Origin of the sequence: Diaphorobacter sp. LR2014-1 (genome assembly GCF_002916785.1) — a bacterium.
Taxonomy (GTDB): domain Bacteria; phylum Pseudomonadota; class Gammaproteobacteria; order Burkholderiales; family Burkholderiaceae_C; genus Diaphorobacter; species Diaphorobacter nitroreducens.
Genome location: NZ_MTBE01000001.1, coordinates 220,749 through 246,482, shown reverse-complemented (window position 1 = coordinate 246,482; position 25,734 = coordinate 220,749). Strand labels below are relative to the sequence as shown.

Annotated in this window: 25 protein-coding genes and 2 pseudogenes; 12 read left to right on the top strand and 15 right to left on the bottom strand. The window is 69.3% G+C overall.

Translation table 11 applies throughout. The annotated features are described in order from the left end of the window. Window positions 1–434: 434 nt before the first annotated feature. On the top strand, window positions 435–701 hold the full coding sequence (locus tag BV908_RS01170) for a DUF3297 family protein (protein ID WP_041838767.1): 267 nt from the start codon (window positions 435–437) through the stop codon (window positions 699–701). A gap of 178 nt (window positions 702–879) precedes the next feature. On the opposite strand, the gene BV908_RS01165 is transcribed toward BV908_RS01170, so the two are convergent. The 5 genes from BV908_RS01165 to BV908_RS01145 form a co-directional block, all read right to left on the bottom strand. Then, window positions 880–2,067, bottom strand: coding sequence for an acetyl-CoA C-acyltransferase family protein (locus BV908_RS01165; protein ID WP_103736959.1), 1,188 nt, complete (start codon window positions 2,065–2,067; stop codon window positions 880–882). Continuing rightward, complete coding sequence (locus tag BV908_RS01160; protein WP_047350749.1) at window positions 2,064–2,615, bottom strand: DUF488 domain-containing protein; 552 nt, start codon at window positions 2,613–2,615, stop codon at window positions 2,064–2,066. The genes BV908_RS01165 and BV908_RS01160 overlap by 4 nt, the downstream gene beginning before the upstream one ends. 12 nt (window positions 2,616–2,627) lie before the next feature. Further along, the gene (locus BV908_RS01155) at window positions 2,628–2,843 is read right to left on the bottom strand and encodes a DUF2945 domain-containing protein (protein WP_011803488.1); all 216 of its coding nucleotides are present in this window, start codon (window positions 2,841–2,843) and stop codon (window positions 2,628–2,630) included. Between the two features lie 111 nt (window positions 2,844–2,954). Beyond that, complete coding sequence (gene cueR, locus BV908_RS01150; protein WP_103736958.1) at window positions 2,955–3,458, bottom strand: Cu(I)-responsive transcriptional regulator; 504 nt, start codon at window positions 3,456–3,458, stop codon at window positions 2,955–2,957. Further along, window positions 3,455–3,652 carry a cation transporter gene (locus BV908_RS01145; protein WP_011803490.1) on the bottom strand — a complete coding sequence of 66 codons (198 nt, stop codon included), beginning with the start codon at window positions 3,650–3,652 and terminating at the stop codon, window positions 3,455–3,457. Before BV908_RS01145 ends, cueR begins: the two co-directional genes overlap by 4 nt. 177 nt (window positions 3,653–3,829) lie before the next feature. On the opposite strand from BV908_RS01145, the gene BV908_RS01140 reads away from it, so the two are divergent. Together BV908_RS01140 and BV908_RS01135 are read left to right on the top strand one after the other, a co-directional pair. Beyond that, window positions 3,830–6,178: a heavy metal translocating P-type ATPase gene (locus BV908_RS01140; protein WP_103736957.1), complete on the top strand. Its 2,349-nt coding sequence runs from the start codon at window positions 3,830–3,832 to the stop codon at window positions 6,176–6,178. 184 nt (window positions 6,179–6,362) lie between these two features. Then, entirely contained in the window at window positions 6,363–8,015 is a 1,653-nt protein-coding gene (locus tag BV908_RS01135; RefSeq protein ID WP_103736956.1) for a methyl-accepting chemotaxis protein, read from the top strand. 186 nt (window positions 8,016–8,201) lie between these two features. Here the strand turns inward: BV908_RS01135 and BV908_RS01130 are convergent. From BV908_RS01130 to BV908_RS01110, 5 genes and pseudogenes are all read right to left on the bottom strand, one after another. Continuing rightward, a pseudogene (locus BV908_RS01130) lies at window positions 8,202–8,941 on the bottom strand (sulfite exporter TauE/SafE family protein). Window positions 8,942–9,095: 154 nt separating this feature from the next. Next, window positions 9,096–10,220, bottom strand: a complete 1,125-nt coding sequence (locus BV908_RS01125) for an alkene reductase (protein WP_103736955.1) — start codon at window positions 10,218–10,220, stop codon at window positions 9,096–9,098. Between the two features lie 265 nt (window positions 10,221–10,485). Continuing rightward, complete coding sequence (gene gstA, locus BV908_RS01120) at window positions 10,486–11,094, bottom strand: glutathione transferase GstA (protein ID WP_103736954.1); 609 nt, start codon at window positions 11,092–11,094, stop codon at window positions 10,486–10,488. A 134-nt stretch (window positions 11,095–11,228) separates the two neighbouring features. Continuing rightward, window positions 11,229–11,564 carry a YkgJ family cysteine cluster protein gene (locus tag BV908_RS01115; protein ID WP_103736953.1) on the bottom strand — a complete coding sequence of 112 codons (336 nt, stop codon included), beginning with the start codon at window positions 11,562–11,564 and terminating at the stop codon, window positions 11,229–11,231. After that, window positions 11,561–12,145 carry an NAD(P)H-dependent oxidoreductase gene (locus tag BV908_RS01110; RefSeq protein ID WP_103736952.1) on the bottom strand — a complete coding sequence of 195 codons (585 nt, stop codon included), beginning with the start codon at window positions 12,143–12,145 and terminating at the stop codon, window positions 11,561–11,563. The genes BV908_RS01115 and BV908_RS01110 overlap by 4 nt, the downstream gene beginning before the upstream one ends. A gap of 212 nt (window positions 12,146–12,357) precedes the next feature. Between BV908_RS01110 and mnmG the strand changes: the two genes are divergently transcribed. From mnmG to BV908_RS01070, 8 genes and pseudogenes are all read left to right on the top strand, one after another. After that, the gene (gene mnmG / locus BV908_RS01105) at window positions 12,358–14,343 is read left to right on the top strand and encodes a tRNA uridine-5-carboxymethylaminomethyl(34) synthesis enzyme MnmG (RefSeq protein WP_103736951.1); all 1,986 of its coding nucleotides are present in this window, start codon (window positions 12,358–12,360) and stop codon (window positions 14,341–14,343) included. Beyond that, complete coding sequence (gene rsmG / locus BV908_RS01100; protein WP_103736950.1) at window positions 14,340–15,020, top strand: 16S rRNA (guanine(527)-N(7))-methyltransferase RsmG; 681 nt, start codon at window positions 14,340–14,342, stop codon at window positions 15,018–15,020. Before mnmG ends, rsmG begins: the two co-directional genes overlap by 4 nt. Before the next feature lie 34 nt (window positions 15,021–15,054). Beyond that, window positions 15,055–15,669 carry a LysE family transporter gene (locus tag BV908_RS01095; RefSeq protein WP_011803500.1) on the top strand — a complete coding sequence of 205 codons (615 nt, stop codon included), beginning with the start codon at window positions 15,055–15,057 and terminating at the stop codon, window positions 15,667–15,669. Window positions 15,670–15,685: 16 nt separating this feature from the next. Next, window positions 15,686–16,456 carry an AAA family ATPase gene (locus BV908_RS01090; RefSeq protein ID WP_011803501.1) on the top strand — a complete coding sequence of 257 codons (771 nt, stop codon included), beginning with the start codon at window positions 15,686–15,688 and terminating at the stop codon, window positions 16,454–16,456. An 86-nt stretch (window positions 16,457–16,542) separates the two neighbouring features. Beyond that, the gene (locus BV908_RS01085; protein ID WP_103736949.1) at window positions 16,543–17,085 is read left to right on the top strand and encodes an alpha/beta hydrolase; all 543 of its coding nucleotides are present in this window, start codon (window positions 16,543–16,545) and stop codon (window positions 17,083–17,085) included. Window positions 17,086–17,091: 6 nt separating this feature from the next. Beyond that, the gene (locus BV908_RS01080; RefSeq protein WP_011803503.1) at window positions 17,092–18,087 is read left to right on the top strand and encodes a ParB/RepB/Spo0J family partition protein; all 996 of its coding nucleotides are present in this window, start codon (window positions 17,092–17,094) and stop codon (window positions 18,085–18,087) included. 25 nt (window positions 18,088–18,112) lie between these two features. Further along, on the top strand, window positions 18,113–18,910 hold the full coding sequence (locus tag BV908_RS01075; RefSeq protein WP_103736948.1) for a class I SAM-dependent methyltransferase: 798 nt from the start codon (window positions 18,113–18,115) through the stop codon (window positions 18,908–18,910). A 165-nt stretch (window positions 18,911–19,075) separates the two neighbouring features. Further along, window positions 19,076–20,126 (top strand): annotated as a pseudogene (locus BV908_RS01070) (peptidoglycan-binding domain-containing protein). A 155-nt stretch (window positions 20,127–20,281) separates the two neighbouring features. Here BV908_RS01070 and BV908_RS01065 read toward each other — a convergent pair. From BV908_RS01065 to BV908_RS01045, 5 genes are all read right to left on the bottom strand, one after another. Next, window positions 20,282–20,611 carry a cytochrome c gene (locus BV908_RS01065; protein ID WP_011803506.1) on the bottom strand — a complete coding sequence of 110 codons (330 nt, stop codon included), beginning with the start codon at window positions 20,609–20,611 and terminating at the stop codon, window positions 20,282–20,284. Window positions 20,612–20,717: 106 nt separating this feature from the next. Further along, the gene (locus BV908_RS01060) at window positions 20,718–21,938 is read right to left on the bottom strand and encodes a sulfite oxidase (RefSeq protein ID WP_011803507.1); all 1,221 of its coding nucleotides are present in this window, start codon (window positions 21,936–21,938) and stop codon (window positions 20,718–20,720) included. A 79-nt stretch (window positions 21,939–22,017) separates the two neighbouring features. After that, window positions 22,018–22,626, bottom strand: coding sequence for a hypothetical protein (locus tag BV908_RS01055; protein WP_019373992.1), 609 nt, complete (start codon window positions 22,624–22,626; stop codon window positions 22,018–22,020). Then, window positions 22,623–23,153 carry a sigma-70 family RNA polymerase sigma factor gene (locus tag BV908_RS01050; RefSeq protein WP_041835835.1) on the bottom strand — a complete coding sequence of 177 codons (531 nt, stop codon included), beginning with the start codon at window positions 23,151–23,153 and terminating at the stop codon, window positions 22,623–22,625. Before BV908_RS01050 ends, BV908_RS01055 begins: the two co-directional genes overlap by 4 nt. 163 nt (window positions 23,154–23,316) lie before the next feature. Then, a complete protein-coding gene (locus BV908_RS01045; RefSeq protein WP_246867419.1) occupies window positions 23,317–24,243 on the bottom strand; it encodes a helix-turn-helix transcriptional regulator in 927 nt (308 codons plus the stop codon). A 59-nt stretch (window positions 24,244–24,302) separates the two neighbouring features. Here BV908_RS01045 and BV908_RS01040 point away from each other — a divergent pair, with 59 nt between their 5' ends. Beyond that, on the top strand, window positions 24,303–25,550 hold the full coding sequence (locus BV908_RS01040) for an MFS transporter (protein WP_103736947.1): 1,248 nt from the start codon (window positions 24,303–24,305) through the stop codon (window positions 25,548–25,550). Window positions 25,551–25,734 lie beyond the last annotated feature (184 nt).

Genomic DNA, 25,734 nt, shown 5'->3' with positions numbered 1-25,734 from the left:
AGAAAGGGGTTTTGTGCGGCGCTGCGGTTTGCCACGGGTTGTTCTTTGTAGTTCTTATAAAGAATAGTCGTAGTAGTAGAGGGCGGACCGGCCTGTGGGCAAGCCGATTTTTGTTTGACAGATCAAGCACTTGCGCTGCGCCAAAGCATGGGGACGGCCGCAGGCGCCTGCTGTACCGCAAATGGGGACAAGCCCCAGATGCGCCCCGCACCTGTGCATAACTGGCCAGTTGTGCCAGAACGCTCCGCAGACTTATCCACAAGGCGCCCTTCCCGGAATGACTGCCGAGCAAAAACGGCGCAAGCGAAGGCTGACACAGCGTTAGCTGCTCCTTTTTCAGGAGCTCTGGAGCCGTGGCACCGCGATGCAGGCCACAGCCGCCCCGGGATTGCGGGACAATGCAGGCCCTTTACTGCTTTCCGAGACCTTTCCCTGTGACCGACTCCGCCCTGCTCCCCTTGCCCGACCGCCTGGCCATCGACCCGCGCAGCCCGCACCATGTGGCGGCCGTGTTCCAGCAGGCGGCGGACATCGGCATCCGCTTCAACGGCAAGGAGCGTGTCGACGTGGAGGAGTACTGCGTGAGCGAGGGCTGGATCAAGGTGCCCGCCGGCAAGACCCTGGACCGCAAGGGCCGCCCGCTGCTCATCACCCTCAAGGGCAGCGTGGAGGTGTTCTACAAGCCGGAAGCCGCGGCATAAAAAAAGCCACCCGGTCCCGCCGGGTGGCTGGTGGGTGGGCACCCGCTGGTTCATTGGCCCGCTCCAAGAGGTGCAGACGGCGTTCTGATCGGCCGTGAGGAAGGTGCTGGATCGTTTGGTTGCTACTTAATCAGGAGCTAGCAGCGCTTGATGGACAAGCGCTGAAGGCCAGAACGACTCAAACCCGTTCGAAAATGGCCGCGATGCCCTGGCCGCCGCCAATGCACATGGTCACCAGCGCGTAGCGCCCGCCCGTGCGGTGCAGCTCGGCAATCGCCTTGGTGGTGATGATGGCGCCCGTGGCACCCACGGGGTGGCCCAGCGAAATACCCGAGCCGTTGGGGTTGACCTTGGCAGGGTCCAGGCCCAGCTCTTGCACCACGGCGCAGGCCTGGGCGGCGAAGGCCTCGTTGGCCTCGATCACGTCCATGTCCTGCACCTTCAGGCCGGTGCGCTGCAGCACCTTCTGTGTGGCGGGCACGGGGCCGATGCCCATGTAGGCCGGGTCCACGCCGGCGTGCGCATAGCCGACGAGGCGCGCCAGGGGTTTCAGGCCCAGGGCGGCCACGCGGTCACCCGCAGCCAGCACCACGGCGGCCGCGCCGTCGTTGATGCCCGAGGCGTTGCCAGCAGTCACGGTGCCGCCTTCCTTCTTGAACGCGGGTTTCATGCCGGCCAGCACCTCCAGCGTGGTGGCGGCGCGCACATGCTCGTCTTCCTGGAACAGCACGGTGCCCTTGCGCGTGGCGATTTCGACGGGGACGATCTGCTCCTTGAAGTAACCCGCAGCGATGGCGGCGGCGGCGCGCTGCTGGCTGGCCAGGGCGAGCTGGTCCTGCATCTCACGGCTGATCTTGTAGCGCTCGGCCACGTTCTCGGCGGTGATGCCCATGTGCATCTTCTGCCAGGGGTCGTGCAGGATGCCGAGCATGTAGTCGATGCTCTTGCTGTCGCCCATGCGCTGGCCCCAGCGCGCGCCCTGGTCGAAGTAGGGGCCGCGGCTCATGGATTCCGAGCCACCCCCAACGCCCACGTCGCAGTCGCCATAGCCAATGGCCTGCGCGGCGCTGATGATGGCCTGCAGGCCCGAGCCGCACAGGCGGTTTACGTTGAAGGCAGGCGTCTCGATGGGGCAGCCAGCGTCAATCGCCGCCACGCGGGAAAGGTACGCGTCCTTGGTGTCGGTGGGGATCACGTTGCCCATGACCACGTGGCCCACGGCATCGGGCGCGATGCCGGCGCGCGCAATCGCGGCCTTCACGGCGGTGGTGGCAAGCTGGGTGTTGGGCACATCTTTCAAGCTGCCGCCGAAGGTGCCGATGGCGGTGCGTGCGGTGCTGACGACGAAGACTTCGCGGTGGGTCATGGGGCAGATACGGTGGTTGGAGGTGGATAGGTGACCGTACCGTCCGGGTGGACCTGCGCGGCCGGGGTGAGTGTCGCACTCTCGGTGCGCGCGCCCAGGATGTGGCGCACCGCGCCGCCGGCGGCCAGCACGTGGTCGGTGATGATGCGGCGGTGGCAGCGCCACCACACGGCCTCGGCGCACATGATGGCGCAGGGCTCGCGTGCAGCGGCCGTGCGCAGCGCGGCCAGCGCGGCGCGAAAGGCGGGCTGCAGCGCGTAGTCGGCGTAGTTGTGGAAGCTGCGGTTGTCCCAGTAGCCGTTGGTGGTGGGCGGCACGCCGCGCTGCAGGGGGCGGCGCCCGCCCAGCGCCGGCATGTGGGTGTAGGCGATGCCCTGCGCGGCCAGCGCGCCGGGCAGCCGGTCCTCGTGGAATTGCGGCTGGCGCAGCGAGCGCGGGATGGCGCGCACGTCGATCACCCGTGTCACGCCTTCGCGCTGCAGCAGCGCGATGAAGTCCTGCACCGCCAGCGTGGAGTGCCCGATGGTGTAGAGCGGCGGCGCGGCCATTGCGTGTGCCGCTCAGCGGGCCAGGCGGTGCAGCGCGCTGCCCTTGTGCAGCGCGACATGGTCGGTCTTGTCGCTCTGGATCTCGTACTGCGGCTCTTCGGCGCTGGCGTGGTGGGTGTAGCCCTTCCACTGCAGCGCGCGGGTGTGGACGGCGGTGATGCGCCCGCTGACGCGGCCGGCCTCGGAGTTCCAGCTGACGTGGTCGCCCACCTTGAAAGGGTGTGCCATGGCATGCCTCCTGCAGGGTGTGTCAAGGCGGCCATTGTGGCCCGGCCGGCGGGTTGGTTTGGGGTGTTTTAGGCCTCCAGCGACCTGTCCACAAGCGCTGGCAGCTATGAATTAAATAGCGACGTCGGCGGCGCCGCTATTCGGGATGCCGGCCATGGCCAGATCGTCCAGGATCGGGCAGTCCGGCCGGTCGTCGCCGTGGCAGCAGTGCACCAGCGCCTGCAGGCTGCGCTGCATGGCCTGCATGGCGGCGATGCGCTCGCTCAGGTTGTCGATGTGCGCCTGGGCGATGCGTTTGACCTGGCTGCTGGCGCGCTGCTTGTCCTGCCACAGGCCGAGCAGGGTGGCGATCTCCTCCATCGAGAAGCCCAGGTCGCGCGCGCGGCGGATGAAGCGCAGGGTGTGCACATCGGCCTCGGTGTACTGGCGGTAGCCGCTGTCGGTGCGCGCCACGCCGGTCAGCAGGCCCAGTGATTCGTAGTGGCGCAGCATGCGCGCCGAGACGCCCGCGCGCTCGGCGGCGGTGCCGATGGCCACGGGCCAGTCCAGCGCGGCCGCGTGCCCGGCGCCGTCGCTGGGCACGCGGTGGGCGGGGCGCCGCGGCGCGGTGCTCATGCGGCGACCTTGTAGCCTTCTTCCTGGATGGCGTTGGCCAGCGCCTCGCGCGACTTGTCGCTCTCCACGATGACCTGGCCGGTGGGCAGGTCTACCTTCACGAGGGCGTCGGTGTCGACCTGGCGCACGGCGTGCACCACGGCGCGTTCGCAGTGGCCGCAGGTCATTCCCTGGACTTGAAATGTGTATTGCATGATGGTCCTCTCGATAAAGGGCGGTGGATGGGTTGCGGGCCAGCGGGTGCCCGACAGCTGCATCATGAAGCCTGACATGGTGTCAAAGTCAAGCGGGGACCCGCGCGGCCTGCCGCTTGACCTTGCCAGCATGTCAGGGTTTAAGGTGCGCCCTGTATCGATTCCAAGGTGGCTTTCATGACTTCTGCTTCCCTTTCCCCTGCCGCATCGGGCGACGCCCCCGCGGGCACGCTGGACCTGGGCATTGCCGGCATGACCTGCGCGAGCTGCGTGGGCCGGGTGGAACGTGCGCTGCGCAAGGTGCCGGGCGTGCAGGACGCCACGGTGAACCTGGCGACCGAGCGCGCGCACATCGTGTTCGACGCCGCCAGCGGCGGGGGCATAGAGGCGCTGGCACGCCGCGCCGTGCGCAATGCCGGCTACGAGCCGCGCAGCGTGGAGGAGCAGGAAGCGGGTGAGGAGGGCGCGCAGTCGCCCTGGGCAGGCTTCACGCCGGTGGCGGTGGGGTTGCTGCTATCGGCGCCGCTGGTGCTGCCCATGCTGGGCGATCTGTTCGGCTTGCACTGGATGCTGCCGGCGTGGGTGCAGTTCATCCTGGCCACACCGGTGCAGTTCATTCTGGGCGCGCGCTTTTACAAGGCGGGCTGGCATGCCGCCAAGGCGCTCACGGGCAACATGGACCTGCTGGTGGCCATCGGCACCAGCGCGGGCTACGGCCTGTCGCTGTGGCTGTGGGCCACGGCCGAATCCACCCATGGCGCGGGGCATACGCCGCACCTGTACTTCGAGGCATCGGCCGTGGTCATCACGCTGGTGCTGCTGGGCAAGTGGTTGGAAGCGCGTGCCAAGCGCCAGACCACGGCCGCCATCCGCGCGCTGCACGCGCTGCGCCCCGAGGTGGCCCACCTGCTGGGCCGGGACGGCGAGGTGGACGTGCCGATCGCCGAGGTGATGGCGGGTGACCGGCTGGTGGTGCGCCCGGGCGAGCGCATCCCCGTGGACGGCACGGTGGTGGAAGGGCGCACGCAGGTGGACGAATCCATGCTGACCGGCGAGCCGCTGCCCGTGGCGCGCAGCGCCGATGGCCCGGAGGGCGGGGCGCTCACCGGCGGCTCGATCAATGGCGATGGGCGCATCGTGATGCAGGTGACGGCGGTGGGGAGCGAGACGGTGCTCGCGCGCATCATCCGCCTGGTGGAGGATGCGCAGGCGGCCAAGGCGCCCATCCAGCGGCTGGTGGACAAGGTGTCGGCGGTCTTCGTGCCGGTGGTGCTGGCGATTGCCATCGTCACGCTGCTGGGCTGGCTGTGGACGGGTGCGGGCGTGGAGGCCGCGCTGATCCATGCCGTGGCGGTGCTGGTCATCGCCTGCCCCTGTGCGCTGGGACTGGCGACGCCGGCGGCCATCATGGCGGGCACCGGCGTGGCGGCCAGGCACGGCATCCTCATCAAGGATGCCGAGGCGCTGGAAACCGCCCACCGCGTGCAGACCGTGGCCTTTGACAAGACCGGTACGCTGACCGTGGGCCGCCCGCGCCTGACAGCGTTTCACGTGGAACCAGGGGTGGATGAGGCGGAACTGCTGTCGGCTGTGGCCGCGGTGCAGAGCGGCAGTGAGCACCCGCTCGCACGCGCCGTGGTGAGCGCCGCCCAGGAGCGTGGCCTGCCTGTTCCTGCGCCCGACGGAGTGCGCGCCGTGCCCGGCCGCGGCACCGAGGGCGAGGTGGCAGCGCGCAGCTATCTGGTCGGCAGCCTGCGCTGGATGCAGGAGCTGGGCGTGGACCTGGGCCCGCTGGCCGATCGTGCGGCCACGCTGCAGGCCGAAGGCGCCACCGTGTCCGCGGTGGCCGAGCGGGTCGCGCAGGACCCGAGCGGCGCACGGCCGCCCGAAGCCGCGAGCACTCCCCTGGGGGGCAGCGAGGACACGATAGTGCCGAGCGCGGGGGCGCACTATGTCTTGCGCGCGCTGCTGGCCTTTGGCGATGAGCCCAAGCCTGGCGCACGCGAGGCACTGGCGCAACTGCGCGTCCAGGGCGTGCGCTGCGTGATGATCTCTGGCGACAACCGCGGCGCGGCCGAGGCCATGGCCCGCCGCCTGGGCCTGCAGCCGGAGGCCGGCGAGGTGATGGCCGAGGTGCTGCCGGGCGACAAGGCGGCGGCGGTGAATGCGCTGAAGGCGCAGGGCCATGTCGTGGCCATGGTGGGCGACGGCGTGAATGACGCGCCCGCGCTGGCCGCGGCCGATGTGGGCATGGCCATGGGCAATGGTACCGACGTGGCCATGCACGCGGCGGGCATCACGCTGATGCGCGGCGACCCGCAATTGGTGGCGGCGGCGCTGGACATCTCGCGGCGCACGGTGGCCAAGATCCGCCAGAACCTGTTTTGGGCCTTTGCATATAACGTGGCCGGTATTCCGCTGGCGGCGCTGGGCTACCTGAGTCCCGTGGTCGCGGGGGCCGCGATGGCGCTGAGTTCGGTCAGCGTGATGACGAATGCGTTGTTGCTCAAGCGTTGGCGGGGGTGATTGCGGGATAAACGAGACAAAAGGATTCTTATTTCTCTGGCAAACTGCAACGTTTTGTTGCATATTGGCGCGCGGCTTCGTTCGTAAGTCACGCGCAAGCCATCGCCTGACAGGGTGACGGATTGCGTGACGCACATCATGGGAGGGTGGCCCGCCGGGGGCTGCACACGACAAGGAAACGGTGATGAATATTTACGCGCTCATGCGGCTCTTCACGATCCGCCTGCGAATGATCGGCGCCATTGGCGTGGTACTGGGCCTGTTGGGCCTGCTGGGCGGTGCCGGCATGCTGGGTATGTTCCGCATCCACGGGCTGGCCCAGGACTTCGTCAGCCAGCCGCATGCCGCGGTGAAGCTGATGGGCCAGTTGCGCAGCGAGATGGGTGAGATCCGCCAGCACGAGAAGGACATGATCATCCACTACGAGCGCCCCGAGTCGGTGCGCGCCGCGCACGACCGGTGGCTGGCGTCGCTGGACCGTGCGGGCAAGGTCACGGCCACGCTGGGCCAGATCTGGCAGGGCGAGGACCTGGCCGAGGCGAAGGACGTCGCCAAGCACCTGGTGGCCTACCGCGAGCAGTTTGCGCACGTGGCACGTCAGCTGGAGGCCGGCGGCTACGACACCGCCACGATCGCCAACCGCATGAGCGGTAAGGCGGTGGAGCAGTTCACCATCGCCACCGAGAAGGTGGCCGCGCTGGACAAGCGCCTGGCCGCCGAGGTGGACAGCGCCATTGCGCACCAGGACCGCGTCACCGACCAGACCAAGTGGCTGTTCGCCCTGGCGGTGCTGATCACTGTGGTGGTGGTGGTGCCGCTCACGCTGCTGAACATGGTGTCCATCTGCCGCCCGCTGGAAGTGGCCCGCGCGATGGCACAGGCGATCGCCGGGGGCGACCTGTCTCAGCGCATCCACGTGGAAGGCCGTGACGAGGCGGCCGACCTGCAGCGCGCGCTGCTGGACATGCAAAACGGCCTGGGCGCAATGGTGGCGCAGGTGCGCGACGCGAGCAGCAACATCGCCACGGCCAGCCAGGAGATCGCCACCGGCAACCAGGACCTGTCCGCCCGCACCGAGCAGACCGCCAGCAACGCACAGGAAGCCGTGGCCGCGCTCTCGCAGCTCACCGCCACGGTGCAGCAGACGGCGTCGTCCTCGCAGGTGGCCAACCAGCTCGTCACCTCGGCCTCGGGCATCGCCACGCGCGGTGGCCAGGTGGTGCAGCAGGCGGTGAACAGCATGCACGAGATCTCCTCCTCCAGCCGCAAGATCGGCGACATCATCGGCCTGATCGACTCCATCGCCTTCCAGACCAACATCCTCGCGCTGAACGCGGCCGTGGAAGCCGCGCGCGCGGGCGAGCAGGGCCGGGGCTTTGCCGTGGTGGCGGGCGAGGTGCGCAGCCTGGCGCAGCGCAGCGCGGCCGCAGCCAGCGAGATCAAGGGCCTGATCAGCTCCAGCGTGACGGCCGTGGACGGCGGCGTGCGCCATGTGGAAGATGCCGGCAAGGCCATGCAGGAGATCGTGTCCAGCGTGCAGCGCGTGACCGACATCATTGGCGAGATCAACTCCGCCGCCTCCGAGCAGGCGGGCGGCATCGGCGAGGTCAACGCCTCCGTGGGCGAGATCGACCGCATGACGCAGCAGAACGCCGCGCTGGTGGAAGAGTCCGCCGCGGCGGCCGAGTCGCTGCGCGAGCAGGCCGCCCGCCTGTCGCAGGTGGTGAGCCAGTTCCAGTTGGCCGACGACGGCCACGCGCCCGCGGCCTTCACGCGCACCGGCGCGCCGGCCCCCGCGCTGCGGGGCGGCGACACGCCGCGCCTGAGCGCCGCTTGAGCGCTGCATGACGCACGCGGCGGCCGGGCGCCGCCGCCAGTTTTCAACAAACCCTCCTTGCGCACCTTCGGGTGCGTTTTTTTTGCCCCTTGGTTTTGCGGCCTGTGATGGCGCGCAAGGAAGTTAGCAGATTGCTATTTAATAAGTAGCTGCTAGCGCTTACTGGGCGGGAGTTAGAGCCGATTTTTATGCCGATGCCAGCAGGCGCGGCACGGATGCCACCAGCAGCGCACCGCCCGACAGCGTGAGCAGGCCCAGCACGATCTGGCGAAAGCGGACCTCGCTGATGCCGATGTACAGCCGCGTGCCCAGCAGCACCGGCACCAGCACGGCCGTGGCCACGATGCCGAAGGCGGGCAGCATGTCGCGCGTGACCATACCCTTGGCCAGATAGGTGGCCATGGCCACGGCCAGCATCGCCAGGTTGAAGTTCTGCACCACGGCGCGCTGGGTGTCCTTGGGCAGGCCGCGCAGCGTGCACCACAGCGTGGGCAGCACGCCCGTGAAGCCGCCAATGCCGCCCATCACGCCGCCGCACAGGCCCACCACGGCGTCGGCCGTGCGCCCGCCCCAACGCACCCGCGGCAGGCTGCGCGCCATCAGCATGGCGGGGCACCAGCACACCAGCAGCGTGCTTTGAACCAGTGGGCGTTCAGGTGGGGCAGCAGGCTGGCGCCCACGGGCACGCCCACCAGGCCGCCCAGAATGAACGGCCACAGCAGGGGGGCATTGAAGCCGCGGCGCATGGTCACCGCAGCCAGCACCTGGCCGGTGAGCGAGCCGAACACCGCCAGCGCCGCCGCCAGGTGTGGCTCCAGCACCCAGACCCAGAACGACATGGCCACCATGCTGAACGCAAAGCCCGACAGGCCTTGCACGAAGCCCGCCACGACGGCGCCCAGGACGAGGACGGCCGGTGTCTCCATGCATCTCTCCCTGCTGCCCGCGGGTCCATGGGCGTACCCGCTTTTGTTTTGATAGCTGCCAGCGCTTTGCCCATCAGCGCTGGAGCCTTTTTTTATATCCATCCATGAAGCATCACGCCCGGCGCCGGGCGTGATGCTTGGCGGGCCGCCTGCGTCAGGCCGGTGCCTGCTCCAGCGCGGGGTAGTCGATGTAGCCGTGCTCGCCGCCGCCGTAGAACGTGGTTTGGTCCCAGGCGTTGAGCGGGGCGCCCCGCCGCAGGCGCTCCACCAGGTCGGGGTTGGAGATGAACGCGCGGCCAAAGGCCACGATGTCGGCACGGCCGCTGGCCAGCGCCTCCTGGGCCATGTCGCGGTCATAGCCGTTGTTCACCATCCAGGCGCCGCGCCCGCCCGCGCTGCGGTAGGCGTTCTTGAACGCGGCGTAGTCGAAGGGGCGGCCTTCCACCTCGCGCGGGCCGCCGGTGGCGCCCTCGATCACGTGGATGAAGGCCAGGCCCAGCGGCGCCAGCTCGCGCGCCAGGTGTTCAAACAGCGGCTGCGGGTCGCTGTCGCGGATGTCGTTGGCGGGCGTGACGGGCGAGAGACGAATGCCCACGCGGCCGCCGCCGATGGCGTCCACCACGGCGCGCGTCACCTCCACCATCAGGCGCACGCGGTTGGCGATGCCGCCGCCGTAGTCGTCCTTGCGCTGGTTGGCGCCGTCCTTGAGGAATTGGTCCAGCAGGTAGCCGTTGGCGCCGTGGATCTCCACGCCGTCAAAGCCCGCCGTCTGCACCGCGTTGCGCGCGGCGGCGGCGAAGGCATGCACGATGTCCGGCAGTTCCTCGGCCGCCAGTGCGCGGGGCTCGGACGTGGGCACGAACTGGCCCTGGCCGCTGGCCGCGTCCACCAGGTAGGTCTGCGATTGCGCGCGCACGGCCGACGGCGCCACGGGCGCGCCGCCCTCCGGCTGCAGGGCAGTGTGCGACACGCGCCCCACGTGCCACAGCTGGGTGACGATCTTGCCGCCGCGTGCATGCACGGCCTGGGTAACGCGCTTCCAGCCGTCCAGCTGCTCGGTGCCGTACAGGCCCGGCACGTCGGAATAGCCCTGGCCCTGGTGGGTGATGGCCGTGCCCTCGGTGATCAGCAGGCCGGCGCTGGCGCGCTGGGCGTAGTAGGTGGCGGTGATGTCGCGCGGCACGGCCCGGGGCGAGCGGTTGCGCGTCAGCGGCGCCATGGCGATACGGTTGGCCAGGTGCAGGTCACCGGCCTGGATGGGATCGAACAGAGTGGGCATGCGACTTCAGTACCTTCTTGCAAAGCGAACCGCGGGAGGTGCGGAACGCATCAAAGGTTACCGGTATCGCTCAAGGCGTGCAGTACACCCAGGCGCTGCAGAACCACGGGTTCTGTGCTACGTCAAACAGGGAGGGGGTACGGCGGTGGGGCCGGCTGGCGGCCCTGGATGGCGCCGGGCGTGCGGCGCGCGGGGGGATTTTTGCGGCGAGGCGCCAGCGCGCACAAGCCGCGCCCCGCAGATGCCGGGCGCGGCCATGTGGGCCTTACTTGAGCAGGCCCTCGGCCTTCATGGCGGCCTGCACGGCGGGGCGGGCGGCGATGCGTTCGCGGTAGGCCGCCAGGTTCTTCAGTGCGGAGATGTCCAGGTTCACGGCGGGGGCCCAGTTGGTCACTGTGAACAAGTAGGCGTCGGCCACGCTGAAGTGCTCGCCCATGAGGTAGGGCTTGTGGGCCAGTTCGCCGTCCACCCACTTGAGGCGGCTGAGCAGTTGCTCATGCACCAGGGGCTTGTAGTCCGCGGGAGTGGTGGGCTTGAACAGGGGGCTGAAGCCCTTGTGGATCTCGGTGCCGATGAAGGTCAGCCACTCCTGCAGACGGTAGCGCGCCAGCGTACCGTTGGCGGGGGCGAGGTTCTTGTGCGGCGCCTGGTCGGCCAGGTACTGCACGATGGCGGGGCCTTCGCGCAGGCGCGTGCCGTCGTCCAGCTCCAGCACCGGCACGTAGCCCAGGGGGTTGATGGTGTAGTAGTCGGTGCCGTCCTGCAGCTTGTGGCTCTTGGTGCTGGCCAGCACCGAGGTGTGGGCCAAGCCGGTTTCGTGCAGCACGATGTGCGGGGAGAGCGAGCAGGCGCCAGGGGAGTAGTAGAGCTTCATGCGGTCTTGTCCTTTCAAGAGAGTGATGAAGAAAATCTCCGCAGCGCATGCTATGCCGACCTGCGCGGGTCTGCCATGCCAAGGCCTTTGTGGGGGCGTTTCCCCGCGGCGCTGCGCCTGGGGGCAAGGCGGCCTCAGCGGGGCGTGGACGGCTGCGTGGCCTGTTCCATCAACGCCAGCCAGCGCATCGCGTGCGCGCGGCTGTCGCCGCACATGGCGGGGCTGGGCCGCAGCGAGGCGCACACCGTGGGGCGCTCGGGCCGGCCGAAGATGCGGCAGCGTGCGTCGTCGTCCAGTTGCACGCAGCGCATGCCGGCCGGCTTGCCGTGCGGCATGCCGGGAATGGGCGAGGAAATCGACGGCGCCGTGCAGCAGGCGCCGCAGCCGGGGCGGCAGTCCGCGACGCTATCTAATTCATAGCTGTCAGCGCTTGCTGGATATGCGCTGGTGCCGGTTTTTGCTTCTGTCACGCGGTGCCGTGCAGCCGCCCGGCAGCCCACAGGACCTGCTCCACCACGCCGCGCACGTGGGCGGCTTGGCTTGCGTCGACCAGCTGGCCCTGGGCGTCGAAGGCACTGGCCGCGCGCGGCAGCGCGAAATGGCGCGGCGCCAGCCAGCATTCCAGGTTGAGCAGCAGCGGCGCCAGGTGGCTTTGCGACCGCAGGCCGCCCAGTGCGCCGTTGGACGCGCTGAGCATCCCCACCACCTTGCCCGCGAACGGGCGAGTGCCATCACTCCATTCCGCGTGTCCGGCCACGGGGCTGGAGGCCCAGTCGATGGTGTTCTTGAGCAGGCCGGTGTAGCTGCCGTTGTACTCGGGCGAGCAGATCACCCAGGCGGGGTGGTCGTCCAGCACTTCCTTCAGCCGGATCACGTCGGCCGGGGTGCCGGCGGTCTCCAGGTCGGCGTTGTAGAGGGGGATGTCGAAGTCGGCCAGCTCCAGCAGCGTGACCTCGGCGCCGGCGTCGCGCGCCATGTGTGCGGCCACGGCGGCCAGACGGCGGTTGAATGATTGGGTGCGGGTGCTGCCCGCGAACACGAGGAACTTCATGCGCGGGATTGGAGCACAGCCTGGACACACTTTTCCTGCGCGGTTTCACGTGAAACAAACCCCGCCGCGCATCGGGGTGGCAAAGATGGGAAAATCACGGGTTCCCCGCCGGGCCGGCAGCGCAGGCGCGAGGGTGGGGGCGGTACCGGCGCCGTGAAAGCCGGGCTTGTTCACCGTTTGACAGGGCCGCAGCGGGCCCGGAGCACCCCACCATGTTGTACCCCCAGGATTTCGATGTCATCGTCGTTGGCGGAGGCCATGCCGGCACCGAGGCCGCGCTGGCCGCCGCGCGCATGGGCAGCCGCACGCTGCTGCTCACGCACAACATCGAGACGCTGGGGCAGATGAGCTGCAACCCCAGCATCGGCGGCATTGGCAAGGGCCACCTGGTGAAGGAGGTGGACGCGCTGGGTGGCGCCATGGCGCTGGCGACCGATGAGGCGGGCATCCAGTTCCGCATCCTCAACAGCAGCAAGGGCCCGGCCGTGCGCGCCACGCGCGCGCAGGCCGACCGCATCCTCTACAAAGCGGCCATCCGCCGCATGCTGGAGAACCAACCCAACCTGTGGCTGTTCCAGCAGGCGGTGGACGACCTGATGGTGGAGGGCGACCGCGTGGTGGGCGCCGTCACGCAGGTGGGTATCCGCTTTCGCAGTCGCACGGTGGTGCTGACGGCGGGCACCTTCTTGGACGGCAAGATCCACGTGGGCCTCAACAACTACGCGGCCGGCCGCGCGGGGGATCCGCCGGCCGTAAGCCTGTCGGCACGCCTGAAGGAGCTGCAGCTGCCCCAGGGGCGCTTGAAGACCGGCACGCCGCCGCGCATCGACGGGCGCAGCATCGACTTCAGCCAGTGTGAGGAGCAGCCCGGCGATGGCATGCCCGGCGGCGTGAACGAGGGTGCTGTGCCGGTGTTCAGCTTCATGGCGCATGCGTACGGTGGGGCGGCCATGCACCCGCGCCAGGTGCCCTGCTGGATCACGCACACCAACGCGCGCACGCACGAGATCATCCGCAGCGGCTTTGACCGCAGTCCCATGTTCACCGGCAAGATCGAGGGCGTGGGCCCGCGCTATTGCCCCAGCGTGGAGGACAAGATCAACCGCTTTGCCGACAAGGAAACCCATCAGATCTTTCTGGAGCCCGAAGGGCTGACCACGCACGAGTTCTACCCCAACGGCATCAGCACCAGCCTGCCGTTCGACATCCAGTACGACCTGGTGCGCTCGATGCGTGGCCTGGAGAACGCGCACATCCTGCGGCCTGGCTACGCCATCGAGTACGACTACTTCGACCCGCGCTCGCTCAAGAGCAGTTTCGAGACGCGGCAGATCCAGGGCCTGTTCTTCGCAGGCCAGATCAATGGCACCACAGGGTACGAGGAGGCGGCGGCGCAGGGTCTGTTCGCCGGTATCAACGCCGCGCTGCAATGCCGAGGGGAGGGTGCCTGGGTGCCCGCGCGCGACGAGGCCTATCTGGGCGTGTTGGTGGACGATCTGATCACCAAGGGCGTGACCGAGCCCTACCGCATGTTCACCAGCCGCGCCGAGTTCCGCCTGCAGCTGCGCGAGGACAACGCCGACATGCGCCTGACCGATGCGGGGCGTCGCATGGGTTTGGTGGATGATGCGCGCTGGGACGCTTTCAGCCGCAAGCGCGATGCGGTTTCACGTGAAACAGAGCGTTTGAAATCGACATGGGTGAACCCGCGCAACCTGCCCACGGTGGAGGCCGAGCGCGTGCTGGGTAAAGCCATCGAACATGAATACAACCTCTTCGACCTGTTGCGCCGTCCGGACGTGGGGTACGACGCACTGACGACCATGGATGGCGGCAAGTATGCAAGCGAGGCTGTTTCACGTGAAACGTTGGGCGAGCTGAGCGCACCCGTGATCGAGCAGGTCGAGATTGCCGCCAAGTACGCGGGCTACATCGACCGCCAACGGGATGAGGTGCAGCGCGCCGCGCACTTCGAGAAGCTGCGTCTGCCTGAAGATCTGGACTACATGCAGGTGGCGGCCTTGTCGATCGAGGTGCGGCAAAAACTGCAGAAGCACCGGCCGGAGACGTTGGGCCAGGCGTCACGCATTTCCGGGGTGACACCGGCGGCGATCTCGCTGCTGATGGTCCACTTGAAGAAGGGCGGTTTCAAAGGGTTTGCCCCGCAGCCGGCGGATGGGGTGGAGACGGTCGCATGAGCGTGGTGTCGAACACAAGCCTTGAGTTCACCCTGCGTGAGGGCGCCAACGCCTTGGGGTTGGATCTGTCGGAAGCGCAAATCACACAGCTATTGGACTTCCTGGCACTGCTGCAAAAGTGGAACAAGGTCTACAACCTCACGGCGGTGCGCGATCCGCAGGAAATGCTCACGCACCACCTGCTGGACAGCCTGGCTGCCGTCCCGCCGCTGCGCCGCCATGTCGCACAGAGGGGGCAGGACAGTGCGGCCCGCCCGGGCGCACGGCTGCTGGATGTGGGATCAGGCGGGGGACTGCCTGGCGTGGTGTTCGCCATTTGTTGCCCGGAAGTGGATGTGAGTTGCGTGGACACCGTGGCCAAGAAAGCAGCGTTCATCCAGCAGGCGGCGGGCACCCTCGGTCTGTCCAACCTGCGTGGCATTCATGCGCGCGTGGAAACGCTGGCCGGTCCGTTCGATGTGGTCAGTTGCCGCGCCTTTGCCGCGCTGGCGGACTTCACCGCCTGGTCGCGCCAGGCACTGGCACCGCACGGCGTGTGGCTGGCCATGAAGGGAAAGCACCCGCACGACGAGATTGCCGCGCTACCGGCGGACGTAAGCGTGTTTCACGTGGAACCACTCACTGTGCCGGGCCTGCAGGCCGAACGCTGCATCCTCTGGCTGCGCCCCGTCGCGTAAACTCAAGCCCCCTCCCGCTTCGCAAGGCGCTCCCATGTTCGGCATTGCAGACTACGGCGCATTCGTCGCCGCCATCGTGTTGTTCCTCGCCATCCCGGGGCCGGGCAATCTGGCGCTCATCACTTCCACCGGCAAGGGCGGTGTGCGCGCCGGCATGGCCGCCTGCATGGGCGTGATCGCCGCCGACCAGGTGCTCATGTGGATGGCGGTGGCGGGCGTGGCGGGCCTGCTGGCCGCGTATCCGGCGGCATTCCATGCCGTGCAATGGCTGGGCGCCGTCTACCTGGGCTGGATGGGCTACAAGATGCTCACCGCCAAGCCGGGGGATGCGCCGGTGCTGAACATCGCGCCGCGCCACTACTTCCGCCAGGGGGCGGTCATCACGCTGCTCAACCCCAAGGCCATCGTGTTCTACATGGCCTTCTTCCCGCTGTTCGTGAACCCGGCCACGCACCGCGGGTTGGTCACCTTCGCCGCCATGGCCGCCACCATCGCCACGCTCACCTTCCTGTACAGCCTGGTCGTGGTGCTGCTCACGCACTTCCTGGCCGAGCGCATGCGCGCCAACCCCACGGTGGCGCGCGTGCTGGAGAAAACGGCGGGCGTGTTCCTCATCGGCTTCGGCGTCAAGCTGGCCATTTCCAAGTAATAGCGAATTGCCCCGCATGGCCAAGATCTTCTGCATTGCCAATCAAAAGGGTGGGGTCGGCAAGACCACCACTTCCGTCAATCTGGCCGCGGGCCTGGCCAAGATTGGCCAGCGCGTGCTGCTCGTGGACCTGGACCCGCAGGGCAATGCCACCATGGGCTCGGGCGTGGACAAGCGCGCGCTGGAGCTGTCGGTGTACGACGTGCTGTTGGAGTCTGCCTCGGTGCCGGAGGCCGCCGTGCTGTCGGAGCAGTGCGGCTACCGCGTGCTGGGCGCCAACCGCGAACTCGCCGGGGCAGAGGTGGAACTGGTGCCGCTGGAGCAGCGCGAACGCCGCCTGAAAGCCGCCCTGGCGGCGGTGGACTCCGACTACGATTTCGTGCTCATCGACTGCCCGCCCTCCCTGTCCATGCTCACGCTGAACGGTCTGTGCAGCGCCCACGGCGTCATCGTGCCGATGCAGTGCGAGTACTTCGCGCTGGAGGGCCTGACCGATCTGGTGAATACCATCAAGCAGGTGCATGCCAACCTGAATCCCGACCTGCAGATCATCGGCCTGCTGCGCGTGATGTTCGACCCGCGCATCACGCTGCAAAGCCAGGTCAGCGAGCAGCTCAAGGACCACTTCGGCGACAAGGTGTTCGACACCGTGATCCCGCGCAACGTGCGCCTGGCCGAGGCGCCCAGCTACGGTTTGCCCGGCGTGGTGTTCGATCCCGCGGCCAAGGGCAGCCAGGCTTTTCTGGAGTTCGCGCGCGAGATGGTGGAGCGCGTGAAGCGCATGTGATGCCTGGCCAAGGTCTTACCGGTCAAAATGGCTTCCAAGGCTTATTGGATAAGCGCTATAAGCTATATAAATAATAGTAACGCCGCATGAACCCCTCGCAGATCCTCCTCCTGCCCGGCTGGCAGAACTCCGGCCCCGGCCACTGGCAAACCGAGTGGGAGCGGCTGCATGGCTACCAGCGCGTGCAGCAGCACGACTGGATGCGTCCGTTGCGCGGCGACTGGTCCGCGCGGCTGGAAGAGGTCGTGGCCGATGCGCCGGGCGAGGTGGTGCTGGCCGCGCACAGCCTGGGGTGCATCCTCACCGCGTGGTGGGCGGCGCACACCCGCCACGCGCACAAGGTGCGCGGTGCGCTGCTGGTGGCGCCGGGCGATGTGGAGCGGCCCGACCTGGCCGTGCAGGTCCCCGGCTGGGCGCCCATCGCGCGCCAGGTGCTGCCCTTTCCGGCCGTGCTGGTGGGCAGCCAGGACGATCCCTACTGCAGCTTTGAGCGTGCGCAGACGCTGGCCGGTGCGTGGGGCGCACGCTTCGTGGACTCAGGTCCCCGCGGCCATATCAACGCCGATTCCGACCTGGGCGACTGGCCCGAAGGGCACGCACTGCTGCGCGCATTGATGAACAAGGACTGAAGACACATGGTCACCAAGAAACCCAAGGGCCTGGGACGCGGCCTGGAAGCACTGCTGGGCCCCAAGGTGGCCGACAAGGCGCCCGCCGGCGCCAACGCAGCGGGTGCGGCAGACGGGCCGGTGAGCACGCTGGCCCTGGACCGTCTCGTGCCCGGCATCTACCAGCCGCGCACGCGCATGGACGAGGGCGCGCTGTACGAACTGGCCGAATCCATCAAGGCCCAGGGCATCATGCAGCCGATCCTTGTGCGGCGCCTCGACGACGAACAGGCGCAACAGCGCCGCCAGGAGCGTGCATCGCAGGGGGCTTCGGCAGCGATGGGCGCCCTCAGCGCCAGTGGGCCGTTGTACGAAATCATCGCGGGCGAGCGGCGCTTTCGCGCCTCGCGCCTGGCGGGCCTGGCCGAGGTGCCGGTGCTGGTGCGCGACGTGCCCAACGAGGCGGCCGCGGCCATGGCGCTCATCGAGAACATCCAGCGCGAGGACCTCAACCCGCTGGAAGAGGCCCAGGGCCTGCAGCGCCTGATCCGCGAGTTCGGCCTCACCCACGAACAGGCGGCGCAGGCCGTGGGGCGCTCGCGCAGCGCGGCGAGCAACCTGCTGCGCCTTTTGAACCTGGCCGAGCCGGTGCAGACCATGCTCATGGCCGGCGACATCGACATGGGCCACGCGCGCGCGTTGCTGTCGCTGGAGCGCGCGGCGCAGATCACCGCGGGCAACCAGATCGCGGCGAAGAAGCTGTCGGTGCGCGAGGCCGAGAGCCTCGTCAAGAAGCTGGGTGCGGAGTTCGCCCTCACGCCGCAAAAGCCCAAGAAGGACAAGTCGCGCGACCTCAAGCGCGTGGAGGAAGAGTTGTCCGACCTGCTCATGGCCGAGGTCGAGGTGCGCGTCAAGAAGCGCGTCAAGCGCGGCAGCCGGGTCGAGGAGATGGGTGAGCTGGCCATCCAGTTTGGCTCGCTGGAGGCGCTCAACGGCCTCATCGAGCGCCTGCGGGGCGGCTGACGCCGCATCGTTGCGGCCCGTGCCCATGCCGCGCCGGCCCCGCCGACCCCATCGTCTGCACGCGCCGCCGCCGCGGCGCATCGTCCTGCCCTGGCCGCTGCCGGCGGTGCTGGTGTGGGCGGCGGCGTGGCTGCTGTTCGCGGGCCTGCGCGGCAGCGTGGCCCCGCTGGCGGCGCTCGGGCTGGCCTGCGCCGTGGGTGTGGCGGGCAGCCTGCTGGCGCAGGGCTGGTGGCGCCGCGGCCTGATCGCGCTGGGCTTTCCCTTGTCGGCGGCACTGGGCGGCGCGGTGGCGCTACCGGCCTGGGGCTGGCTGCTGCCGCTGGCGCTGCTGCTGCTGGTGTATCCGCTCAACGCCTGGCGTGATGCGCCGCTGTTTCCCACCCCGCCGGGTGCGCTGCGCGGCCTGCAGGACGCCGCGCCGCTGCCCGCGGGTGCTGCCGTGCTGGACGCCGGCTGCGGCCTGGGCGATGGCCTCAAGGCCCTGCGCGCGGCCTATCCGCAGGCGCGGCTGCACGGCCTGGAGTGGAGCGGACCTTTGGCGTTGCTGTGCCGGCTGCGCTGCCCCTGGGCGCGCGTGCGGCGCGGCGATATCTGGGCCACGGACTGGGGCGGTTACGACCTTGTGTACGTGTTCCAGCGGCCCGAGAGCATGGCCCGCGTGGCCGCGAAGGCCCGCGCGGAGATGGCGCCGGGCAGCTGGCTCGTGAGTCTGGCGTTCGCCGTGCCGGGCGTGTGCCCCAGCGCGCGGCTGGATTCCTTCGCCGGCCATGCGGTGTGGATCTACCAATTGCCTTTGCCGGGGGACGGTGCTGCGCCACACTAAAACGAAACAACTTGCAAACATCGGTTGCAAAAACTGCCGAATCGGTATGACTTTGCATTCACGTCGGCCACGCCGGTCCTGTACCGCGTGCGCAGACCGCAACGCCTCGGTTGAGACGTGTCCCACACACCCCGGAATGCGAGAAAAGAGAGAGGAAGGAAAGCTATGTCCCGTAAACCACTGACGCTGCTGGCGGCCGCCTGCGCCGCCCTGGCCCTGACCGGCTGCGAAACCACCAACATGCGGATGGGCAGCGCCGAGTCCAAGACCGTGGCCACCGGCGCTGCCGCCGGCGGCAGCGCCGCCAACGAGAGCGGCCAGCTGGAGCGCTGCCAGTCGCCCCTGGGCACCGTGTCGCTGGTCGAGAACCAGGACGCCGGCTGGTACACCATCCTGCGCAACGAGTACAAGCTGCCCCCCACGGCCAACCTGCTGCGCCTGCTGATCCAGCAGTCCAACTGCTTCATCGTGGTGGAGCGCGGCGCAGCCGGCATGCGCGCCATGGACCGCGAGCGCCAGCTCATGGGCTCCGGCGAGATGCGCGGCGGCAGCAACTTTGGCCGGGGCCAGATGGTGGCGTCCGACTACGGCTTGTCGCCCGAGATCATCTTCTCGAACAACGACGCAGGCGCCATCGGCGGCGTGCTGGGCGGCCTGATCGGCGGCGGCAGCGGCCGTGCGCTGGCGGCCGTCGGCGGCGGCCTGAAGACGCGCGAGGCCAGCGCCATGCTGACCCTGGTGGACCCTGGTGGACAACCGCTCGGGCGTGCAGGTGGCGGCCTCCGAAGGCAGCGCCTCCAAGAGCGACTTTGCCGGCTTCGGAAGCCTGTTCGGCGGCTCGGCCGGCGGTGGCCTGGGGGGCTACCAGAACACCGCGCAAGGCAAGGTGATCACCGCTGCGTTCATGGATGCCTACAACCAAATGGTTGTGGCGCTGCGCAGCTACAAGGCGCAGTCGGTGCAGGGCCAGGGCCTGGGCGGCGGCGGCAAGCTGTCGGTGGACGGCGGGGCGGCTCCGTCGCAAACCAGGGCGGGCGCAGCCATGTCGGTGCGCGAGGCGCAGGAGCGCCTGAATGCGCTGGGCTACAACGTCGGCACGCCCGACGGCTCCGCAGGCCCGAAAACGGCCAAGGCGCTGCGCGAATTCCAGCAGTCCCAGGGCCTGCCCGTGACGGGCCGCCTGGACACGGCTACGGCGGGCGCGCTGTCGCGCTGATCCACCAGCGCCCCTGAAAAAAACGCCAGCGCGGCTCAAGGCCGCGCTGGCGTTTTTGCTTTCAACTATCTTTTTGCTAGCTGCCAGCGCTTATGCAGCAAGGGCTGGAGGTGGTTTTTCCTATAAACACGCCGAGGCGCGCAGGATTGCCGGGCTCACTTGCCCCGGCTGGCGCGGCTCACGTACAGGGCGACGGCGGCAATCTCCGCATCGCTCAGCGTGCCCTTGAAGGACGGCATGCTGCCGATGCCGTTGCGCATGGCGCGCGTGACGCGGTCGGCGTCGGGCTGCAGCTCGTCCAGCACGGGGCCGATGGCGCCCTCGGCGCCGGCGTCCTTCAGGGTGTGGCACACGGCGCAGGCTGGCGTGGCGGTGTTGAACAGCTTCTTGCCCAGGGCCATCTGGGCGGCTTCATCGGCCAGCGCTGGGCCGGCGGCCAGCAAGAGGGTGGACAGGGCGAGGGACGGCAGTTTTTTCTGGATCATGGTGAATGGCAGGGGCGCGCCGCGGGCCGCCCGGCCTGGTGGCCGGGCCGGGCGGCGGCGGCTGCCGCACAAGGTAAAGGGATGGAGAGAGGGTGGGGCGGGCGCTTCAGGCCACCTTGACGGTCACCGCGTGGTCCGCCCAGCTGCTGTTGTTGTAGCCGGCTTGGTTCTCCTCGCGCTGCTCGGGCTGCACGTTGCCCTGAGCATCGGTGGCTCGGCTGGCCAGGGTGTGGCTGCCGCGCGGCAGGTCGGCCTGCAGCACGAACTGGCGCCAGGCGTAGCGGCCCATGTCCGGGCCCACCAGGCGCGCGGCCTGCCAGGTCTTGCCGCCATCGACGGACACCTCCACACCCTTGACGGCGTGCATGCCGCCGAAGGCCACGCCGTGGATCTGCACGCGGCCCGGGGCCAGCTCGCCATCTTCGGGCAGCGGGCCGTTGATCCAGGACTTGACGCTCATCTGCTGCACCGACGGCTGGCTGGGGTCGCCCTTGCCGCCCGGCGGCGAGATGCGGTAGCCGTGGCTCATGATGCGCGCCTCGCTCTCCTTGTCGGTGAAGGCGAGCTGGCCGATGTACTTGATGTTGTTCACGCCGGTGTAGCCCGGCACGATCAGGCGCAGCGGCCCGCCGTGCGCCAGCGGTATGGGCTCACCGTTCATCTCCCAGGCCAGCAGCGCATCCTGCATGGCCTCCAGCGGCACCGAACGCTCGACGATCACCGTCTTGGGGTCGATGCCGGCGGGCAGCACCTCGCCGCCGGTGCCGGTCATGTACTTCATGCCGTCAGCCACGCCACCCAGGGCGCGCGCCACGTCGCGCACGGGCACGCCGCTCCAGACCACGCAGCCGGCGGCGCCCACCGTCCAGGGCGTGCCGCTGGGCTTGCTGGGGAAGAAGCCCCGGCCGTTGCCCGAGCACTGCAGCACCATGGTCACCGTCTCCAGCCCCATGGCCTTGAGCTCGCGCACCGACAGGCGGCGCGGCTCCTTTACCCCGCTCACCTGCACCTGCCAGGCGTCGCGGTCAGCGACGATGGACTCGGGCGGCGTGGGCAGGTTGTTGCGCACGTACAGCTGGTCCGAGGGCGTGATGACGCTGGTGCCAAAGGCGCCGCGGCGCGTCTCGATGGTGGTGCTGCTGTGCACGATGACGGCATCGGCGTTCTTCCAGCCGGCGTAGCCGGGCAGCGGCTTGGCCGCGGCCGGCGCGGCCGACTGCGCCGCGGCGCCCTGGTGGAAGCTGGCCAGGCCGGCGGCGGCCAGCGCGCTGGCGCTGCCCGCCAGCAGGCGGCGGCGGGGCAGGGAGGCGGGAGCTTGGGTGTGCATGGGGCGTTGTCTCCTGGGAATCGTTGCTGGGGTTGGTGGGAAAAGTAAAGTGAAGAAAGAGGCGCGGCCAGCCGGCCGCTCAGTGAGCCGCTGCCGGCGCTGCCAGCGCCCGGCTGGCCACGGCCAGCGCCTGTTTTTTTTGCGCGATGAGCACCAGCGGGCGGCCTTCGCGCGAGCGCGCCACCTGCCAGTAGCTGTTGGCCCACCAGCCCTGGCCGTCGGGCAGGGCCGTGGGCTGGTCGAAGGCCATGACGGTGACGATGCCGCCCTTCTCGAAGAAGGTGGTCAGGTGGTAGGCGCGGCTGCCTTCGATCTCGCAGGGGCGCAGCAGCTGGGTGAAGCCGGGCAGGGGCTGGCCGGGCGGCAGGTCCAGGTGGCGGGCGACTTCGGCCTCGGGCATGAAGCTGCCGCGCAGCGTACGTTCGTAGTACTCGTGCTCGATGGCCGAGCGCACCAGCGAGGGCGGGCGCATGGCGAACACGGCCGACGCCGCAGTGCTGCCGGCCAGCAGCGCGGCCAGCAGCCGCCGCACGCCGCGGCGTGCATGCCAGGGCGTGTGTCTGAACAGATGCGCGGGCGGCTCGGAGGGGGGAAAGGCCAAGGCCATCTCGGCGCGTGCGCGCAGGTCGAAATCGGTCTCCTGCAGCGCCTGCGCGAGTAGGTCCTGCGGAGGGGTGGGGCGGGTCATCGGCTGGCCTTTCGCAGGGGGATCACGCCGGCGCTGGCAGCCGGCGCCGGGCCGAGCGCGGCCTTGAGTGCATCGCGCGCCCGGGCCAGGCGCGACAGCACCGTGCCGGGCGCGATGTCCAGCGCCTCGGCCATCTGCGCGGTGGACATGTCGTCGAAGTAGTACAGCACCAGCACCTCGCGGTGGATGGGGGCGATGCGGGCCAGCGCCTTGACCACGTCCAGCCGGTCGTCGATGGGCGAGGGCGGTGCGGGGACGTCGTGCGCCGGGTCGTCGGCGCTGTATTGGAGCGGCTGCTGCGGCAGCAGGTGGCGCAGCGCGTGGCGCCGCATGATCTGGAACAGCCAGGCGCGCGCCAGGCTGGCGTCGCGCAGCTGGTCGCGGTGGCGCCAGGCGCTGGTAAAGCAGTCCTGCACCACGTCCTCGGCCAGCGCGCGCGAGCCCGTCAGCGCCCAGGCGCTGCGCAGCAGGAAGCGGTAGTGATCGCGCACCCACTGGTTGTAGCGCGACTCGGCCGTGGAAATCATGGGGACTAGGAGCGGCCGGCGCCTTGATCCATTCCATGCCAAGCGTCAGGGAAAACCCTTGGATGGCGGAATGGGTGTAGGACTTTGATGCTTCTCAATTGATAGCTGCTTGCGCAGAATTGACGGGCGCTAGAGCCGTTTTTCATACAAAAGCACGTCCGCCTCACGACTGCGGCGAGCCCAGGAAGCGCCCCGGCGACATGCCCACCGCGCGCCGCACCATGGCTGAAAAGGCGCTGGGACTGCTGTAGCCCAGCTCGGCGGCGATCTGGTTGATGGGCTTGCGCCCCGCGGCCAGCGCCACGGCGCGCGCCAGGATCACCTGCTGGCGCCACTGCGTGAAGGTGCTGCCCAGCTCCTGGCGAAAGAGGCGCGCCACCGTGCGCGGGCTGGCGCCGGTGTCGCGCGCCCAGTCGGCCAGCGTGTCGTGGCGCGTGGGATCGGCCAGCACCGCCTCGCACAGGTGGCGCAGGCGCTTGTCGCGCGGCAGGTCCACGCCCAGGCGCACGCTGCTGGCACGGCGCAACTCGTCCAGGATCAGCGCGCTCAGGTGGCGCTCGCGGTGCAGCAGCTCGGGCGGCGGCGGGGCGCCGTCGTCGGGGTCGGTGGGCATCTCGCGCACCACGGCGCGCAGCAGCTCGGACACCTCCAGCACGCGGCACTGGCGCCAGGGCTCTTCCTGCGCGCGCGCGACGGCGGGGCCGCAGCGCCCGGGCGGCTGGTAGAAGTACAGCGTGCGCAGGTCGGCGTCTTCCACCATGGTCACGGCGTGCTCCACGCCCGGGGGGATCCACAGCGCGCGCGAGGGCGGCACGATGTAGGTGCCGCGCGGCACCGTCAGGCGCAGCACGCCCGTGGTGGAGATGGCCACCTGCGCCCAGGGATGGCTGTGCGGGCGCACCTGTGTGTCGGCGCGCAGCTCGCGGTGCTTGGCGCGCACGGGGCGCTCCCGGCTGGGCACGAACAGGTGCGGCGTGAGCGACTCCACGTACGACAGCACGCGCGCCGGCCGCGCGGCGCGGCCGGCGGTGCTGGCCGCGGCGGGCTCGGCAGGCGGCGGGGCAGGGCGGGGAAGGGACGGGCTTGGCATGATCGCGACAGCAATTGGCCGACTATCGTATATCGGCCGCGGCTGCCTTGCCTAAGATCATGCCCATGACGACTGCTGCCCCCACCCTGCGCCAGGACGCGCGCACCATTGGCCTGATCGGCCTTGCGCACGGCTCCTCGCACTTCTTTCACCTGCTGCTGCCGCCGCTGTTCCCGTTCCTGATCGCGGAGTTCGGCTACAGCTATTCCGAATTGGGGCTGCTGGTCTCGGTGTTCTTCGTGGTCTCCGGCGTGGGCCAGGCGCTGTCGGGCTTCCTGGTGGACCGCGTGGGCGCACGCCCGGTGCTGTTCGCCGCGCTGGCCAGCTTTGCGCTGGCGGGCCTCACCGCGGGCAGCGCCAGCGGCTACCTGGGCCTGGTGGTGGCGTCGGTGCTGGCGGGCCTGGGCAATGCGCCGTTCCACCCGGTGGACTTCACCATCCTCAACAAGCGCGTGTCGCCCGCGCGGCTGGGCCACGGCTTCTCGGTGCACGGCATCTCGGGCAACCTGGGCTGGGCCACCGCGCCGCTGTTCATGGCGGGCATCGCCACGGCCACGGGATCGTGGCGCATGGCCTGCCTGAGCGGCGGTGCGCTGGCCCTGGTGGTGCTGGCCGTCATGGTGTGGAACCGCGACGCGCTGGACGATCGCCAGGGCGCCTGGGCGCATGCGCCGGCCAAGGGCGCCACGGGCAGCGCGCACGCGCAGGAACACCCCATGGCCTTCCTCAAGCTCCCGGCCGTGTGGCTGTGCTTTTCGTTCTTCTTCTGGAGCACCTGCTCGCTCAGCGCCATCCAGAGCTTTGCCGCCCCTGCGCTGCAGCGGATGTACGACATGCCGCTGTCGCTGACCTCCATGGTGGTCACGGGCTACATGCTGTGCAGCGCCGTGGGCATGGTGATCGGGGGCTTCCTCGTGGGCCGCGTGGTGCGGCTGGAAAAGACCATCAGCATCTGCCTGATGGCCTCCGCCGCGCTGCTGGTGCTGGTGGGGCTGGGCGCACTGCCCGGCACGGTGGCGCTGGCCGTGGCCGCGCTGGCGGGCATGGGCGTGGGCATTGCCGGCCCGTCGCGCGACATGCTCATCAAGCGCGCCGCGCCCCCCGGCGCCACGGGCCGCGTGTACGGCACGGTGTATTCGGGGCTGGACCTGGGCTTCTCCGTCGCGGCGCCATTGTTTGGCGTGCTGCTGGATCGCGGGCAGACCGCCGACATCTTCTACGGCTCGGCCCTGGCGCTGGTGCTGAGTGTGGTCTCGGCGGCCCTGGTGGGCGGTGGCGTGGCGCGACGCCAGGCGCAGGCCGCGTGATACGTTTCGGGGGCTTCCAGCGCTTACGTAGCAAGCGCTAACAGCTATTGAAACAGGAGCGCTGGCGCGCCCTCCAGGGCAAGCCCTGCGCCGCGCATACCGGCTTGGCGGTTCCCCTGCCGCTGGGCGCGGGGCGGCAAGCGTTCGTCGCAGCCTGCATTCGGCCGTTATGCAGGACGGTGTG